General features: G+C 71.1%; 5 protein-coding genes. 3 read left to right on the plus strand and 2 right to left on the minus strand.

All coding sequences use genetic code 11. The features are described from left to right. Positions 1-27 precede the first annotated feature (27 nt). Both ACFFQA_RS16895 and ACFFQA_RS16900 read left to right on the plus strand, forming a co-directional pair. Positions 28-13,545, plus strand: a complete 13,518-nt coding sequence (locus ACFFQA_RS16895) for a non-ribosomal peptide synthetase (RefSeq protein WP_377852915.1) — start codon at positions 28-30, stop codon at positions 13,543-13,545. Then, positions 13,542-14,726: a macrolide family glycosyltransferase gene (locus ACFFQA_RS16900; protein WP_377852916.1), complete on the plus strand. Its 1,185-nt coding sequence runs from the start codon at positions 13,542-13,544 to the stop codon at positions 14,724-14,726. The genes ACFFQA_RS16895 and ACFFQA_RS16900 overlap by 4 nt, the downstream gene beginning before the upstream one ends. A 97-nt stretch (positions 14,727-14,823) precedes the next feature. On the opposite strand, the gene ACFFQA_RS16905 is transcribed toward ACFFQA_RS16900, so the two are convergent. After that, positions 14,824-15,240: an Imm1 family immunity protein gene (locus ACFFQA_RS16905; RefSeq protein WP_377852917.1), complete on the minus strand. Its 417-nt coding sequence runs from the start codon at positions 15,238-15,240 to the stop codon at positions 14,824-14,826. Positions 15,241-15,421: 181 nt separating this feature from the next. Between ACFFQA_RS16905 and ACFFQA_RS16910 the strand changes: the two genes are divergently transcribed. After that, positions 15,422-15,550 carry a hypothetical protein gene (locus tag ACFFQA_RS16910; RefSeq protein ID WP_377852918.1) on the plus strand — a complete coding sequence of 43 codons (129 nt, stop codon included), beginning with the start codon at positions 15,422-15,424 and terminating at the stop codon, positions 15,548-15,550. Positions 15,551-15,764: 214 nt separating this feature from the next. Here the strand turns inward: ACFFQA_RS16910 and ACFFQA_RS16915 are convergent, their stop codons facing one another. Further along, positions 15,765-17,435: an ABC transporter ATP-binding protein gene (locus tag ACFFQA_RS16915; protein WP_377852919.1), complete on the minus strand. Its 1,671-nt coding sequence runs from the start codon at positions 17,433-17,435 to the stop codon at positions 15,765-15,767. Positions 17,436-17,457: the final 22 nt, after the last annotated feature.

Here is a 17,457-nt window from a genome sequence, read left to right on the forward strand (position 1 = left end):
CGGGCTCACTGGCTTCGGGAGTTGTACATGGGCGAACAGAACAGTCCCGCCTCTTACGAACAGGAGCGGATCTGGTTCGCCAGCCAATTCGAGCCGAATTCACCGGCGTACAACATCTCGGCGTCCATGCCACTTCTCGGTATCCGACTGGACACGGAACGCATCGAGAATCTGCTCGGGATCGTGGTGGCCCGCCACGAGGCACTGCGCACCTCCCTGGCCATCGACGAGCACGGAGCCCTGCGGCAGACGGTCCACGACGAGGTCGAGCTCGACATCGACCACGTGGACCTGCGCGGGCGGGAGCGCGGTGAGGCGGAGGCGAAGGCCCACGATCTGCTGCGCGAGCTGAGCCTGCGGCCGATCCCGCTCGACCGGGCTCCCCTGTGGCGCGCGACGCTGGTGCGGCTGGCCGATGACGACCACTGGCTGCTGTTCGTCGTGCACCACGCGGTGTTCGACGCGGCGTCGAGTGTGTTGTTGCAGGCCGAGCTGGACGAGCTGTGCGCGGCGGCCGTGGCCGGGCGACCGGCCGAGCTGCCCGCACTGGAGCTGCAATACGCCGACTACGCCGTGAGTCAGCGCGGCGGTGACCGGACGCGGCAGCTCGCGTACTGGCGCGAGCAGCTGGCCGAGCTGCCCGCCGAGCACGCGCTGCCCACCGACCTGCCCCGCCCGGCGGTGCCGGGGCGTGAGGCCGCCGCAGTGCCGTTCCGGCTGCCGGAGGGGTTCATCGACCGTGTCGCGGTTGTCGGGCGTCAGCTCCGCGCGACCGCGTTCATGGTCCTGCTCGCCGCGCATCACGTGCTGCTGGCGCGGCTGTCCGGTGGGACGGACGTGGCGATCGCGGTTCCGACGTCCAGCCGTGACCGGCCGCAGACGCGATCGGTGATCGGCATGTTCATCGACACCGTGATCGTGCGGGTGCCGCTCCCCCACGAGCTGACCTTCACCGAAGCTGTCGCCCGTGTGCGGGACGCGCTGTTCGACGGCATGCGGCACAAGGGGATCTCGTTCCAGGAGCTCGCGGAGGAGTTCAGTGCGAGCGGCGCGGACGGGCTCGGGCGGCTCTCGCGGATCGCGTTCAACTACGTGCCGTCCTCCGGGCACGAGTCGATCCACAACGGCTGGGCGCGTGCCGACCTCGCCCTTGAGCTGTCCAATGTGGACGGCTGGCTGCTCTACCGGACCGACCTCTTCCAGCGCCACGGCGCCGAGGCGCTGGTGCGGCGCTACCTCGGCCTGCTCACCGCCGCGCTCGACGCTCCGGACACGCGCCTGCGCGACCTCCCGCTGCACACCGACGCCGAGCTGCGGCAGGTGCTGGAGTGGGGCACGGGCGAGGCGGCGGAACCAGCATCGTCGCTGGCGGATCTGCTTGCGCGCCATGCGGAGTCGTCACCCACCCGTCCAGCGGTGGAAGCCGCCGACGGCACGCTGACCTACGCCGAGCTGCACGCGAAGGTCGAGCACCTGGCCCAGGTGCTGGTCGCCCGTGGGATCGGCCCGGAGCGGATCGTCGCGGTTGTCGTACCCCGCTCAGCCGCCTACCTGACGGCCGTGCTGGCGGTGATCAGGGCAGGAGCGGCGTTCGCGCCGATCGACCCGACGAGCCCGGCCACCCGGATCGCCACAGTGCTCGCGAACACGGCTCCGGCAGCGACACTCGCCCTATCGTCCACAGTGGACATTCTGCCACCGGGAACCGATCCGGTCGTGCTGGACGCACTCGACCCGCTTTCGACTGAGACGATCGTGCGTCGTGCCCACCCCGACAATGCCGCATACCTGTTGCACACCTCGGGTTCGACCGGTGTTCCCAAGGGGGTTGTGGTCACGCACGGCTCGTGGGCGCGGCTCGCGGCGGTGTGGGCCGACCGGCTCGGGCTGACCGGCGAGTCGCGAGTCGCACAGCTGGCCTCCTCGTCGTTCGACGCCTCCGTGGCCGAGATCGGCGCGGCGGTGGTCGCGGGCGCGACGCTGGTGATCCCCAAGGCTACGGTCGCGCCAGCTGGAGAGGGCCTGGCCGAGTGGCTCGACGAACGCGCGGTGACCGAACTGCTGCTGACTCCGACGGTGCTCGCCAGCCTGCCCGCTGAAGCCCTCGGCAGCGTCCGAACCGTGTTCGTTGGCAGTGAGGCTTGTCCGATCGAACTCGCGGCGCGATGGCACGGGGACGGACGCCGTGTGGTCAACGCCTACGGCCCCACCGAAGCGACAGTCAGCGCCACGCTGTGGGACTACGAGCCGGGGACTCAGGGACCCGGAGCGCCGATCGGTCATCCGCACCGGGGTACCCAGGTCTTCGTGCTTGACCGGACGCTGCGACCGGTCCCGCCGGGTGTGACCGGGGAGCTGTACCTCGCGGGTTCGGGTGTCGCGAGGGGGTATCTGGGTAGGCCGGGCCTGTCGGCGGAGCGGTTCGTGGCCTGCCCGTTCGGCCAGCCGGGTGCGCGGATGTACCGGTCCGGTGACCTGGCCAGGTGGAGCCACCACGGGGTGCTGGAGTTCCGTGGCCGGGCCGACGAGCAGGTCAAGGTCAACGGCATCCGGGTGGAACCGGGCGAGGTCGAGGCCGCGTTGACGGCGCGGCCGGACATCGACAGCGCCGCGGTGGTGCTGCGCGAGCGACGGCTCGTCGCCTACGTTGTCGGCTCCACTGTGGACAGCGATGAAGTGCTGGCGGACCTGGCTCTTCGCCTGCCCAGTGCCCTCGTTCCCGGTGCGCTGGTCGTGCTGGACGCGCTGCCGACCACTCGCCACGGCAAGCTCGACCGGAACGCGTTGCCCGCGCCCGTGGTGTCCGCGACACATCGCGCCACCGGCGAAGTTTCGGAGCTGGTGCGGCGGATCTGCTCCTTGGTCGCCGAGGTGCTCGGAGTGGCCGAGGTCGGGCCGGATGACGGCTTCTTCATGCTGGGCGGGGACAGCATGTCCTCGATCCGGCTGGTGAACCGCGCCCGCAAGGCCGGTCTCGTGTTCACGCCACGGGATGTGTTCCGGCGCCGGACCCCCGCGCGGATCGCGGCCGTGACCACCGAGGTCGGCGCTGAGGCGGCCGAGCCTCGCGCGCAGTCGTCCCCGCTCGGCTCCCCGCGTGGTGAGCGGACGCTGCTGGAGGTGTTCTCCGAGACCGCGCAACGGTTTCCGGAGGCTGCGGCCCTGGACGACGGCACCACGGTGCTGACCTACTCGGCACTGGCTGACCGAGCACGGACGCTGGCGGATCGCTTGCGCGAGAACGGGGTCAGCGCGGGTGACCGGGTCGGGGTGCGGATTCCCTCCGGCACGGCGGAACTCTACGTCGCGATCCTGGGCGTGCTCGTCGCCGGTGCCGCCTACGTCCCCGTGGACGCCGAGGACCCGGAGGAGCGCGCCGAGCTGGTCTTCACCGAAGCCGGGGTCAGCGCCGTGGTGCTGGCGGGCAGCCGCGTGGAGCCGCGCCAGGCGGGCAACGGGCGGGGTGATGAGGCATGGGTCATCTTCACCTCGGGTTCGACGGGCAAGCCCAAGGGTGTTCCGATCTCCCACGCCGCTGCTGTGTCCTTTGTGGATAGCGAAGCCCGGTTGTTCCGCACCGACGAGCCGCTCGGCCCCGCCGATCGGGTCCTCGCGGGCCTCTCCGTGGCCTTCGACGGGTCCTGTGAGGAGATCTGGCTGGCCTGGCGCAGCGGCGCGTGCCTGGTCCCCGCCGCGCGGGAGCTGGTCCACGGCGGCGATCTCGGACCGTGGCTGCGGGAGCGGCGGATCAGCGTGGTCTCGACCGTCCCGGCCCTCGCCGCCGGGTGGGACGCGGCGGACCTGGAGCACGTGCGGCTGCTGGTCTTCGGCGGCGAAGCGTGTCCCACGGAGCTGCTCGACCGCTTGGCAGGGCCGAACCGCGAGATCTGGAACACCTACGGTCCCACGGAGGCCACGGTCGTCGCGACGCTGTGGCGGCACCGGCCCGGCAGGGCCGCGACGGCGACGGCTCCGATCGGCCGCCCCCTGCCCGGGGTCGGCGCACACGTGCTCGACGCTCGGCTGCGGCGGGCCGCCCCGGGCGAGACCGGTGAGCTGTACCTGACCGGACCCGGGCTCGCCCGCGGCTACCTCGGCAGGCCGGGCTTGTCGGCGGAGCGGTTCGTGGCCTGCCCGTTCGGCCCGCCGGGCGCGGTGATGTACCGGACCGGCGACCTCGGTCACGAGGACGAGGACGGTTTCCTCCACTTCGCCGGGCGCGCCGACGAGCAGGTCAAGATCCACGGGGTCCGGATCGAGCCCGCCGAGGTCGAAGCCGCGCTCACCACCGATCCTGCCATCGAGCATGCCGTGGTGGCCGTGCTGGAGGACACGCCCGGCCGACGGCGGCTCGTCGGCTACGTCGTGCCGACCTTGGGGTCCACGGTGGACTCCGACCACGTCCTCGCCGGGATCGCCGACCGCCTTCCGAGCGCCTACGTTCCCGCTGACCTCGTTGTCCTGGAACGGATTCCGACGACTCGCAACGGCAAGACCGACTACGCGGCGCTGCCCGCTCCGGACCGGAGGGCGACGGTCACCACCCGGCCGACGACCCCGGTCGAGCAGCGGCTGTGCCGGGTCTTCGCCGAGGTCCTCGGGCTCGACGAGGTCGGTGTCGACGACAGCTTCTTCGCGCTGGGCGGGGACAGCCTGCTCGCGATCGCCGTGGTCGCGCGGGCCGGAGCGGAGGGCCTGCGGTTCACCCCGCACGAGCTGTTCCTGCGCCGGACACCGGCGCGCCTGGCGGCGGTGGCCACCGAACGCCGCGCGCCCGCCGACTTCCCGTTGCTGTCTTTGAACCAAGCCGAGATCGACGACCTGGTGCGCGACTACCCCGGCCTTGTCGATGTGCTGCCTCTGACGCCGCTGCAACGGGGTTTGGTCTTCCACGGCAACTACGACGACCAAGCCACCTACCGCGTACAGCTGGCGCTCGAACTCGACGGCGACCTCGAACCGGAGCGACTGCGTTCCGCACTGGACACGGTGGTCCGCCGGTATCCGAACCTCGGCGCGGCATTCCCGGCCACTCGCGAGGGCCAGCTGGTCCAGGTGATCCCCCAGCACCGCGCGCCCGCATGGCGTGAGGTCGATCTGCGTGGACTGTCGGAATCCGAAGCCGAGCAGGCTTCCGCCGAGGAGCTGCGGTCACCCCTGGATCTGGCGCGCCCACCGCTGATGCGCGCGGCCCTGCTGCGGCTGGGCGAAGGGCGTGCCCGGCTGCTGCTGACCATCCACCACGTCCTGCTCGACGGGTGGTCAACGCCCATCCTGACCCGCGAGCTGCTCGCACTGGCCACCGGCGGTGCCGAGCTGCCGCCCGCGCCCGACCACCGCGAGTACCTGCGGTGGCTGTCCCAGCAGGACCACCCGACCGCGACCAAGGCGTGGTCCCAGGCGTTGCGGGATCTCGACGGCCCGACCCTGCTCGCGCCGGAGCGGCTGCGTTCCCGCACCGTCCGACCCTCGCAGGTCGCCACGCGGTTGCCCGCCGAGGCCACGGCGACCCTCCGCGACCGGCTGCGCCGACTGGACTCGACGCTCAACGCCGCCGTGCAGTCCGCGTGGGCGGTCCTGCTGGGCAGGCTCACCGGGCGCGGGGACGTGGTGTTCGGCACGGCCGTCTCCGGGCGACCGGCGGATCTCGCCGACGCCGACCGGATGGTCGGACTGCTGATCAACACCGTCCCGGTCCGGGTGCGCTGCTCCCCGCACGAGCCGCTCACCGGACTGCTGCGCCAGGTTCAGGACCAGCAGGCGGACCTCCTGGAGCACCAGCACCTGGGCCTCACCGAGATCCAGCGCGCCGCCGGGCACGGGGTGCTCTTCGACACCGCGACCGTGGTCGAGACCTACCCGGACCTCGGCGGCCTCGGCCGCGCCGAGAGCAGCACGGTCGCGGTCTCCGGCTTCGGGCGGCAGGAGTCAACCCACTACACGCTCTACCTGTACGTCATCCCCGGCCGCGAGATCACCGTCGAGCTGGCCTACCGGCCCGACGTGATCGACGAGGCCACCGCGACTGAGATCGCTGAGGGCTTCACCAGCCTGTTGGCGGCCATCGCGACCGAGCCCGAGCGGCCGTCCGGCGCGATCCGGCTGCTCACCGGCGAGCGCCGCGCCGCACTGCTCGCGCCCGGAGTCGGCGGCGAACCGGCCGGGCGGTTCGACCCGGTCACCGCTTCTGGCCGGGTCGCGGTCCGCGATGCGCGCGGCCAGCTCACCTATGCGGAGCTGGACGCGGCGGCGAACCGGTTGGCGCACCTGCTGATCTCCCACGGCGCCGGCCCCGACCAGGTTGTGGCGGTGGCGATCCCGCCTTCAGCGGAGTACGTGACCGCGCTGCTGGCGATCACCAGGGCTGGAGCGGCGGTGCTGCCGCTGGACCTCAACCATCCCGTGCAGCGTCGGCAGTACATGGCCGAGGACACACGGCCGATGCTCACACTCGGGGAACAGGGGCTGGACCTCTCCGCTTTGGCCGAGCAGCCCGACACCAGGCCGGTCGAGCGCGCAACGCCCGAGCATCCGGCCTTCCTCTTCTACACCTCGGGTTCCACCGGTGCGCCGAAGGCCGTCGTGACCACGCGCGCCGCAGTGGCGAACGCGGTCGCCGCCTTCGTGGACGGCTACCGGCTCGACGAGGGCGCCCGGATGGCACACACCACCTCAGCGGCCTTCGACATCTCGGTTGCGGAGCTGTTCGCGCCCTTGGCGGCAGGGGCGACGGTGGTGATCCCCGATCCTGAGCTGCCTCGCGCGGGCGCCGAACTCGGAGAGTGGTTGCGCGAGGCCGAGATCAGCCACGCGCAGCTCGTTCCCACCGTGCTGGGCACGATCCCGGTCGGCTCGGTCGGCGGACTGTCCACAGTGGTCGTTGGCGGGGAGGCTTGCCCCGGCGAGCTCGCGCAGCGGTGGGGCGAGGGCCGCACGCTGGTCAACGCCTACGGTCCGACCGAGGCGACGATCTGGGCGACGCTGTGGGACTACGCGCCCGGCTCCGACGTCGTCGCGCCGATCGGCAGGCCGATGCCGGGGGTGCGCGCGATGGTGCTGGACTCGGCGTTGCGCCCGCTCCCGCCGGGGATCACCGGCGAGCTGTACCTGGCCGGAGAGTGCCTGGCGCGGGGGTACGGCGGACGGGCCGGGTTGACCGCCGAGCGGTTCACGGCTTGTCCTCACGGCCCAGCGGGCGCACGCATGTACCGAACCGGGGACCTGGCGCACTGGGACGCCGAAGGCACGCTGCACTACGACGGCCGCGCGGACGGCCAGCTCAAGATCAACGGCGTCCGGGTCGAGCCGGGTGAGATCGAGGCCGCGCTCCTCGCGCAGCCGGGCGTCCGCCAGGCCACGGTGATCACCAACGGGGACAACAAGAACCGGCTGGTCGCCTACGTCGTGGGCAGCGCGGGACTCGACCGGGCCGCGATCGCCGCCGGTCTGGCCGACCGGCTCCCCCAGGCGCTGCTCCCGCACGCGATCGTGGCGCTCGACCAGCTGCCCCGGCTGGCCAACGGCAAGATCGACCGCGCCGCGCTCCCCCAGCCGGCCCGTCAGGGCCACCGCCGGCCGCGCACCGTGCAGGAGACGACGCTGTGCCGGATCTTCGGCGAGATCCTCGGACTGACCGAGGTCGGCGCCGACGACGGTTTCCTGGACTCGGGCGGGGACAGCATCTCCGCCATCCAGCTGGTGAGCCGGGCGCGCGCGGCAGGGCTGGAGTTCACCCTGCGCGAGGTGTTCCGCCACGGCACCCCGGCCGGACTGGCCGCCGTGGCACGGGAATCGGCGGACTCCGCTCCGGGAACCGGGACCGTGCCGCTCACACCGGTCATGCGGTGGCTGGCCGAGACAGGTGGCCCGATCGACCGGTTCAGCCAGTCGGCGTTCGTCCACACACCAGCGGGCCTGACCGAAGAACGGCTCACGCAAGCGCTCGGCAAGCTCATCTCGCGGCACGACATGCTGAGGATGCGGCTCGGCGAAGCGTGGTCGATCGACGTCCAGTCGCACGCCAGGGACTGCTTGCACCGCATCGATATCACGGGTCTCGACGCACAGGACGCCGAGGCACGGATTCGGGCGGAGGCGGCCGAGGCGGGCGCTGGGCTCGCTCCCGAACGCGGCGAGATCGTGCGGGCCGTCTGGTTCGACGCCGGGCCCTCGCGACGCGGCAGCCTGCTCTTGGTCGTGCACCACCTCGCCGTGGACATCGTCTCCTGGCAAGTTCTGCTGTCCGACCTCGCCGCCGCGTGCGTAGAACCCGATGTGCCGTTGGCGGACGTGCCGACCTCGTTCCGTGCCTGGGCCGAACGACTCCACAAGGAGGCTCGGTCGGCAGGGCGGGTCGCGGAGCTGCCGTACTGGAACTCCGTCGTCTCGGACACCGGTCCGGCGATCACCACGGGCGAACTCGTCGGCGAGCGTGACACCTTCGGCTCCGCCACGCACCACACCCTGACCCTGCCGGTGGAGACAACCCGCGCTGTGCTCGGGCCGGTGTGCGCGGCCTTCCACGCCACGGTGGAGGACGTCCTGCTCACAGCGCTCGCGCTCGCCGTCGCCGACTGGCGGGAGCGGAAAGGATTGCCGCGCAACGCGATCCGTGTCGATGTGGAGGGCCACGGACGGGCGGACCTGGACCGGATGGACCTCACGCGCACGGTCGGCTGGTTCACGAGCATGCGTCCGGTGCGGCTGGACCCCGGGCCGCTGCGGTGGGCCGACCTCTGGTCCGGCGGAGCCGACACGGGCGCGTGCCTGCGCCGTGTCAAGGAGCAGGTCCACTCGGCACCGGGCCAGGGCATCGGCTACGGGCTGCTGCGCTACCTCAACCCGGACACCACGGCCACCCTCGCCGCGGCCCCTGCGGCCCAGGTCGCGTTCAACTACCTGGGCCGGTTCACTCCGAGCGCCGAGGCGGACTGGGCTCCTGTCGCCGACTACGGTGTCCTGACCGCCGACGTGATCGCGGGCGGCTCCGCCAACCGGCAGCCGCTGGGCCATCCCCTGCTGGTCGACGCGCACGTGACCGAGACCCCGGACGGCCCCGTTCTCGGCGCCACGTGGACCTGCGCCCCGGCACTGCTGTCCACTGAGGACGTTCAGGATCTCGCGGAGAGCTGGTCGCGGGCGGTGACGGCGCTCGCCGAGCACGGCAGGCAGCCCGGCGCCGGTGGGCACACGCCGTCGGACTTCCCGCTGACCCCGATGAGCCAGTCCGATGTGGACAGGCTGTCCACGGAGTATCCGGATCTCACCGACATCCTTCCACTCACGCCACTGCAACGTGGATTCGTCTTCCACGCCAACCTGGACGGGGCAGACACCGACCTCTACCGGATGCAGCTCACGCTCGACCTCACCGGGGACGTGGATGCTTCGCGGCTGCGCGCAGCGATCGTCTCGGTGCTGAGGCGGCACCCGCAGCTGCGCGCCGCTTTCCGCACAGTCAGCTCCGGTGATGCGGTCGCCGTTGTTCCCGCACAAGCAGATCCGGAATGGGCCGAGGTCGATCTGCGCACGGGCGAGCTCGCTGACTCCTACGCCGAGGAGCAGGCACGACGGCCGTTCGACCTGACCCGGCCACCGTTGCTGCGGGCGCTGCTGCTCCGACTGCCAGAAGGTCGCAGCCGGTTGGTGCTCACCTACCACCACATCCTGATGGACGGGTGGTCGATCCCGCTGTTGCTGGACGAGATTCGCCGGGGATACGACGGTGACCACCGCGCACCGGCCGTGGAGCTGCGCGACTACATCGACTGGCTCGGCGACCAGGACCGCGACGCGGCGGTGCAGGCGTGGCAGCGGGCCCTGCACGGCCTGGCCGGTCCGACGCTGATCTCCGAGCCCCGTGCGAGCACCGTGGCTCCGAACGAGGTCACCACATCTCTGTCCACAGAGGACAACGTGCGACTGTCGGCGCGGCTGCGGGAGCTCGGGATCACTCTCAACACCGCCGTCCAAGGCGCGTGGGCGATCCTGTTGCGCGAGCACACCGGGCGACCGGATGTCGTCTTCGGAGCCACCGTGTCCGGGCGACCGCCGGAGCTGCCGGAGGCGAACGAGTTGATCGGGCTGCTGATCAACACGCTCCCGGTGCGGGTGCGCATGACCGCCGGTGAACCGCTCGGCGAGTTTCTGCGGCGGATCCAGCGCGAGCAGGCGGAGCTGTTCGAGCACCAGCACCTCGACCTGGCCGAGATCCAGCGCCTCGCCGGGCACGGCGAGCTGTTCGACACGGCGACGGTCGTGGAGAACTACGCCCGCGCGGGCGACCTCGGAACCGGTGGCCTGGCCATCGAGGGGATCAGCGGACGGGAGGCAACGCACTACACGCTCGACCTGACTGTCCGCCCTGGCAAGGAACTCGGCATCCGGCTGGCCTACCGCCCCGATGTGGTCACCGAGGCGACCGCGAACGACCTCGCCGAGGCGTTCCGCAGCACCCTGCTGACGATCGCTGACAGCGTTGCCGGACCGGTGCTGCCCCCGACGCAGACCGTGCCGGAGTGGTTCGAGCGGATCGCCGCAGCCAACGCGCACCGACCCGCGGTCTCCGACGCACGGATCTCCTACACCTACGCGGAGTTCGACGCGGCGGCCAACCGGCTGGCGCACCTGCTGGTCTCCCACGGCGCGGGTCCGGAAAGGACGGTCGCGGTCGCGGTGCCACGCGGAGCCGACCACGCGCTCGCGATCGTCGCGGTGCTCAAGTCCGGCGCCGCCGTGCTGCCCATCGACATCAACTATCCGCCCGACCGCATCCGGTTCATGCTGTCCGACTCCCGGCCGCTGCTCACCTTGGCGCACCAGGACCTGGACACCCCACACCTCAACCTCCTCGCTCCTGGCATCGCCGAAACCCTTGCCGCACAACCACCAACGGCACCAAGGACCGATCTGGGACCGCTGAACCCGGCGTTCGTGCTCTACACCTCCGGTTCGACCGGCACTCCGAAGGCGGTGTGCGTCCCGCACGGGGCGGTCACGCACATGGCGGGCGAGCAGATCAACGGTTTCGGCGTCGATGCGGAGTCCGCAGTCGCCCAGTTGTCCTCGCCGAGCTTCGACGCGGCCGTCTCCGAGCTGTGCACCGCGTTGCTCTCGGGCGCGCATCTGGTGCTGCCGGGACCGGAGGTGATCCTGGAAGGCGAGTCGCTCGCCGAGTGGGTGACCGAGCAGGGGATCACTCACGTGCAGCTCGTTCCCGCAGTGCTCGCGACCGTACCCGCGAACGGTCTGCCGGAAGTGCGCACGCTCGTGGTCGGGGGCGAGGCCTGTCCGGGGACACTGGTGGACACCTGGGCAACGGGGCGCCGGATGGTGAACACCTACGGACCTGCCGAGGCCGCCGACACGGTCACGCTGTGGGGGTGCCGTCACGGCTCTGGTCATGCGGTGGCTCCGATCGGCAGTCCGATCCGCAACACCGACGTGTTCGTGCTGGACGACAAGCTGATGCCGGTGGCAGCCGGTGCCGTCGGCGAGGTCTACGTCGCCGGGCCCGGCCTCGCGCGGGGCTACCTGGGTCGGCCGAGCCTGACCGCGCAACGCTTCACCGCCTGCCCGTTCGGCCCACCGGGCACGCGGATGTACCGCACCGGCGACCTCGGCCGCTGGGACTCGGCGGGCACGCTGCACTACGAGGGCCGCGTGGACGACCAGCTCAAGGTCAACGGGATCAGGATCGAGCCCGGCGAGATCGAGGCTGCGCTGGCCGACCACCCGGACGTCGGCCAGGCCGTGGTGGTCGCGCACGAGGGCCAGCGGCTGATCGGCTACCTCGTCCCGGCACCGGCGGCGGCGCTGGACCCGGCGGAGGTCCGCGCGGATCTGGCTCAGCGGCTCCCCGCTCACCTCGTGCCGGCGGCACTGCTCGTGCTGGCGCAGATCCCCCGCACCGCCAACGGGAAGATCGACCGCGCCGCGCTGCCGAAGCCGAAGCCCGCCAGGTGCAGGCAGGCAGCACCGCCCGCCAGCCGTCCCGCACGGACCCCGCACGAGCGGATGATCTGTGAGGTCTTCGCCGACACCCTCGACCGGGCAACGGTCGGTGTCGATGAGGACTTCCTCGCTCTCGGTGGGCATTCGCTGCTGGCGATGCGCGCGGTCTCCCGGCTCCGGGACCTGCTCGGGGTGGAGCTGGCGGTCCGCGAGCTGTTCGACCACCCGACCGCGGCCGGGCTCGCGGCGCGGGTGGACCGGGCTCGCCCCTCCAAGATCGCACCGCTCGTCCGCCGACCACTGCCAGACCGGATTCCGTTGTCGCACGGTCAGTTCCGGTTCTGGGCCCGGGATCAGTTGCACGGCCCCACAGCCACCACCGTGCTCGCACTCGCGCTACGCCTGCCGGTGCTCGACGAGCCCGCGCTGCGCGCGGCGTTGGCTGATCTCGTCGCGCGTCACGAGTCGCTGCGCACGATCTACGAGGTGCATGAAGGGCAGCCGTACCAACGCGTGCTCGGGCCTGGGACAGTTCCCGTGCTGAGAAGGCTCACCACGACGACAGCAGATCTTGACCGTGTTCTCTCCGATGCCGCGGCTGAACCGTTCGACCTCGCCGTGGAACCGCCACTGCACGCTTATCTGGTAGCAGGTGCGGAGCCGGTGTTGTTGCTGGCTCTGCCGCACGTCGCCGCTGACGGCTGGTCGCTGGACGTGCTCTCGCGTGACTTCCGCCAGGCTTATGCCGCTCGGTGCACCGGTGGCGCGCCGACCTGGCAACCGCTTCCGGTCAGTTACGCCGATTACGTTGTGTGGCAACGGACTCTGCTCGCTGACGAGCACGCGGTGGCCGGGCAGCTCGACCACTGGCGGTCCACGCTCGCGGGACTGCCCGCCGAGATCCCGCTCCCCACCGACCGGCCACGACCGTCGAGCAGGACCGGCCGTGGCGGGACCGTGGTCCACCGGTTCGACGCCGCGCTCCGCGCTGGTCTGACCGCCGTGGCCAGGCAGTGCGGTGCGAGCTTGTTCATGGTGCTGCACGCTGGGCTTGCCGCGCTGCTCACCCGGCTCGGCGGCGCGACGGATCTGCCGCTGGGCACGCCGATCGCCGGGCGGCACCGCGCGGAGCTGGACGACCTGGTCGGCTGCTTCACCGACTGCCTGGTGTTGCGCACGGACACCTCGGGTGACCCGTCGTTCCGGGAGCTGGTGGCACGGGTGCGTGAGGTGGACCTGACCGCCTACGCCAACCAGGACGTGCCGTTCGACCGCCTCGTCGCCGAGTTGGGGGCGCGCGCGTCCGACCGCCACCCGTTGTTCCAGGTCCAGTTCGCGCTCCAGGACATGCCGGTCGGCGCCAACCGGGGTGACGAGCTTCCGGTCGCGATTGGCACGGACTCCCACGACCACGACCTGTACCTGGAGTTCCAGGAGGCACAAGCACCGCACGGGCTCGATGCCTACCTGCACTACTCCAGCGACCTCTTCGACCGCGCCACCGTCGAGGCCATGCTGACGCGGCTGCGAGTCCTGCTCAGCGCGGCGGTGGACGCGCCGGACGCACCACTGTCCAGATTGGACCCGTCGTGAGCCGAGCCCACATCTGCATGGTGAACCTGCCCGCGTTCGGGCACGTTCTGCCGAGCCTGGAGGTGATCAGGGAGCTCGTCGACCGTGGCCACCGGGTCAGCTACGCCATCGACCCCGCGTTCGCCGACGTGGTCACGGAGGTCGGCGCGGAGTTCGTCCCGTGCGCCTCCACGCTGCTGCCCTACCTGGACGGCAGGAAGGCGCTGCCGGAGGACGAGGTCGAACACCGGGACCTCTTCCTCGACGACTCGATCGCGATGATCCCACTGCTCCGTGCGGCGTTCGACGAGGATCGTCCCGATCTCGTCCTCTACGACCAGGGCGTGGGCGCGGTCCGCGTGCTGGCCGAGAGCTGGGGCGTCCCGCACGTGATGTTCGCGCCGAACTCGGTCACCGAGCACAGCGACGACGAGCTGGTGCGCTCGTTCGAGGACATGCGACGGGACCCACGCCTGTCTGTCCATTGTGAACGGTGGATGGAGTGGTTGCGGGCCAACGGGATCGAGTCGGGCTTCCTGGGCCGACCGGCCCGCGAGCTGGCGCTCATCCCCCGCGTGCTCCAACCGAACCCCGACCGGGTCGATGAGCGGAGGACCACGTTCGTCGGGCCGTGCTTCGGCTCACGTGCGACGGAGTCCGACTGGCGGGCGCCGCCCGGCAGGCGCGTGCTGCTCGTGTCGCTGGGGTCCACCCACACCGCCAGGCCGGAGTTCTACCGCGAGTGCGTGGCGGCCTTCGGTGACCTGCCGGGGTGGCACGTGGTGCTCCAGGTCGGCAAGCAGGTCGATCCGGCCGAGCTGGGTGAGCTGCCCGGCACCGTCGAGGTGCACGACTGGGTGCCGCAGATGGCGGTGCTGGAGCGCGCCGACGCCTTCCTCACCCACGCGGGCATGGGCGGCTGCGTGGAGGGCCTGTTCCACGGAGTGCCGATGATCGCGGTCCCCCAGGACCCGCACTCCGACCAGCCGGACAACGCCGACGTCCTGGTCCGGCTCGGCGTCGGCGTCCGCGTCGACCCGCCCGCCGCGACCGCCGCCACGCTGCGCCGGAGCCTGCTGGAGCTGGCTGACGACCCCGACGTCACGGCGCGCTTGGCGGAGATCCGCAAGGAGCTGACAGCGGGCGGCACCACCCTCGCCGCCGACCTCATCGAAGCGGAGCTACCGCCCCCGCCTCGATGATCCCCGCCTTGAAGAAGTCCCACGGCTTTCCACCACGGCAACCCGACCGGAGAAGCGGCGACCGGGCGAATGCGGGTGGTGCTCGGCCGTTGCCGGGCTACCGCTCCGGCTGCCAGACGATGCCCGAGGGACGGTCGCCGTCGGTGGCGAGGAAGTCCCGCACGGCTTGCCGCACGGTGTCCACGGGCACTTCTGCGTTCGGGGGGAACTCGGTGCAGGTGTCCATGTAGAAGTAGGCCAGCGGCTTGCCCTCGGCAAGGCCGTCGCCGGTGCTGTAGACGCCTTCGGGCCAGTCGCGGCCGCTGTAGCGGAGCACACCGCGGTCGCCGTTGATGCCCACGTCCAGCCCTTGGGTGTACGGGTCGCCGGAGATGTGCACCTCCATCAGGATCGGCGCGGTCTCGGGCGACTCGGCGCGCACGCGGTCAATCAGCGCGTCTACCTCGTCCGGCGTGCTGACCGTGATCGGGTTGTCGCCGTGTCCTCGGGCGTAGTACACGTCTAAGGCAGCCACGATGAGGTCTTCCCTCCTTCGTACTCTTCGTAAAAACCGTCGGCGCCGTACACGGTCAGCGTGTACCCCTTGGGCAAGATCACGCCTACCAGCGTGCTTGCGCATGTGGGTGGCCAACTTCATCTCGACATCCGAGGCTGTTACCGGAATCCGGCGGGCCTTCATGTCCTTGAGGAGCTGGATGGCTGAGATCACCCTGGACCTGGCCGCACTGGTCCAGCACTCCGCGAAGGCGTGCGATGACGTCCCCGAGCTCGCCCACGATCCCCCCTCGACATCCCCGGACGGCCAGCGTGCGAACGGGCACTGACAAGAGGGCCATTCGGGTGAGGGCAGATGCCAGTCTGCGCCACGAAGGGTCAGTACAGGTCAGGGGGTGCCATCAGGTACGCGGGGCGGCTCGACGTGGACACCGCTGGCGCTTCCCAAACACGGCGGAAGCGCCACCCGATCCCCGTCCTGGAGAAGTCCCACGGCTTTCCACCACGGCAACCCGACCGGAGGTGATGGTCCGCCCGCACCGGTCATCGGACGTGCCACGAGTCCCACAACGCGGCGTAGGTTCCTTGTGCCGCAAGCAGATCGTCGTGCCCACCGACTTCGGCGATCCTGCCGTGCTCCATCACCACGATGCGGTCCGCGTCGTAGGCGGTGTGCAGCCGGTGCGCGATCGCGATCACGGTTCGCCCCTCCAGCACGGCCGCGAGCGCTCGCTCGACCTGGCGGGCCGCAGTCGGGTCCAGCATCGCGGTGGTCTCGTCGAGGATCACCGTGTGCGGGTCGGCGAGCAGGACTCGGGCGAGCGCGACCTGTTGCGCCTGCGCGGGATCGAGGCGCGTCTGCGTGGGATCTCCGAGCTCGGTGTCGAGACCGTCCGGCAGGGTCCGCGCCCAGTCGGCCCCGATCACCTCCAGCGCCCAGGTGAGCCGCTCGTCGGTGGCGGTCGGCGCGGCCATCGCCAGGTTGTCCCGCAGGGTTCCGACGAACACGTGGTGCTCTTGTGTGACAAGCAGGATCCGGCGCGGCCCGAGGCGGTGCACAGCTACTCCGCCGACGGTGACGCTGCCCGTTCGGGGCGGTTCCGTGCCCGCGAGCAACCGGCCGAGCGTGGACTTGCCCGCCCCCGACGGTCCGACGATCGCCAGCCGCTCACCGGGGCGCACCGTGAGTTCCAGGTCGTGCAGGACGTCGTCGGTGCCCCGGTAGGCGTAGCGCACGCCGTGGACCTCGATCCGGTCGTCGACCGGTGTTGCCTCCGTTGGCTTCTCGACGGTGGCGGCCTCGGCCACGCCCACGATCCGGGCCAGGGAGGCCCCGCTGCTCTGCAGTCGTTCCAGCCAGAACAGCACGTGGTCAAGGGGATCCACGAGCTGCCACATGTACAGGCTCGCCGCGATCACAGCTCCGAGGTTCAGCCCCGTCGTGCCGCCCACGAGCAGGACCACCGCCACCGGGATGCTGTGGGCGAACACGGTGCCGGGGATGAACACGCTGCGCAGGGCCAACGTCCGCATTCTCGCATCGCGTGAGGCAGCGATCGTGCGCTCCGCGGCGTCGATCCGCTGCTGGTGCAGGCTGAACGCGTCCACCGTCCGCGCGCCTTCCGCGGTGGCAGCCATGGTTTCGGCCAGCTCGGAGTTGGTCTGGCCCTCCGCGAGGTAGGCCACGCGGGACCGCTTCAGGTACCAGCGCGTGACGAACCACATCAGCGGTGCTCCGGTGAGCGCGCACAAGCCCAGCAGCGGGTGCAACGCGAACACCGCGCCGAGGATGAACAGTGCCTGCACGATCGAGACGAACAGGTCCGGAACCGCGTCGCGCAGGGTTCCGCCGACCTGGGCGACATCGCTGGAGCCGCGGGTGATCAGATCGCCGACGCCAGCGCGCTCCACCACGGACACGGGCAGCGCGAGCGTGTCGTCCACGAACCTCTCCCGCAACCTGGCGAGCGCACGTTCGCCGTAGCGGAACGCCGCGTACCGCCCGAACCGCGTGACCAACATCTGCGCCAGGGCGAACATCACGATCGCCGCCGCAAGAATGTCCACAGTAGACACAGCAGCCCCGGCGACGACCCGGTTCACGATCTCGCCGACCAGCCATGGACTGGCGAGTCCGAGCGCTGCCGCGATGCAGTTCAGCACGACGATCACCGCGACGGCGCGCGGTTCGCTGCGGAGCAGCTGCCAGCTCACGCGGCGCACGGCACGGCTGTCT

Source organism: Allokutzneria oryzae (assembly GCF_042429765.1).
In the GTDB taxonomy this organism is placed as follows: Bacteria; Actinomycetota; Actinomycetes; order Mycobacteriales; family Pseudonocardiaceae; genus Allokutzneria; species Allokutzneria oryzae.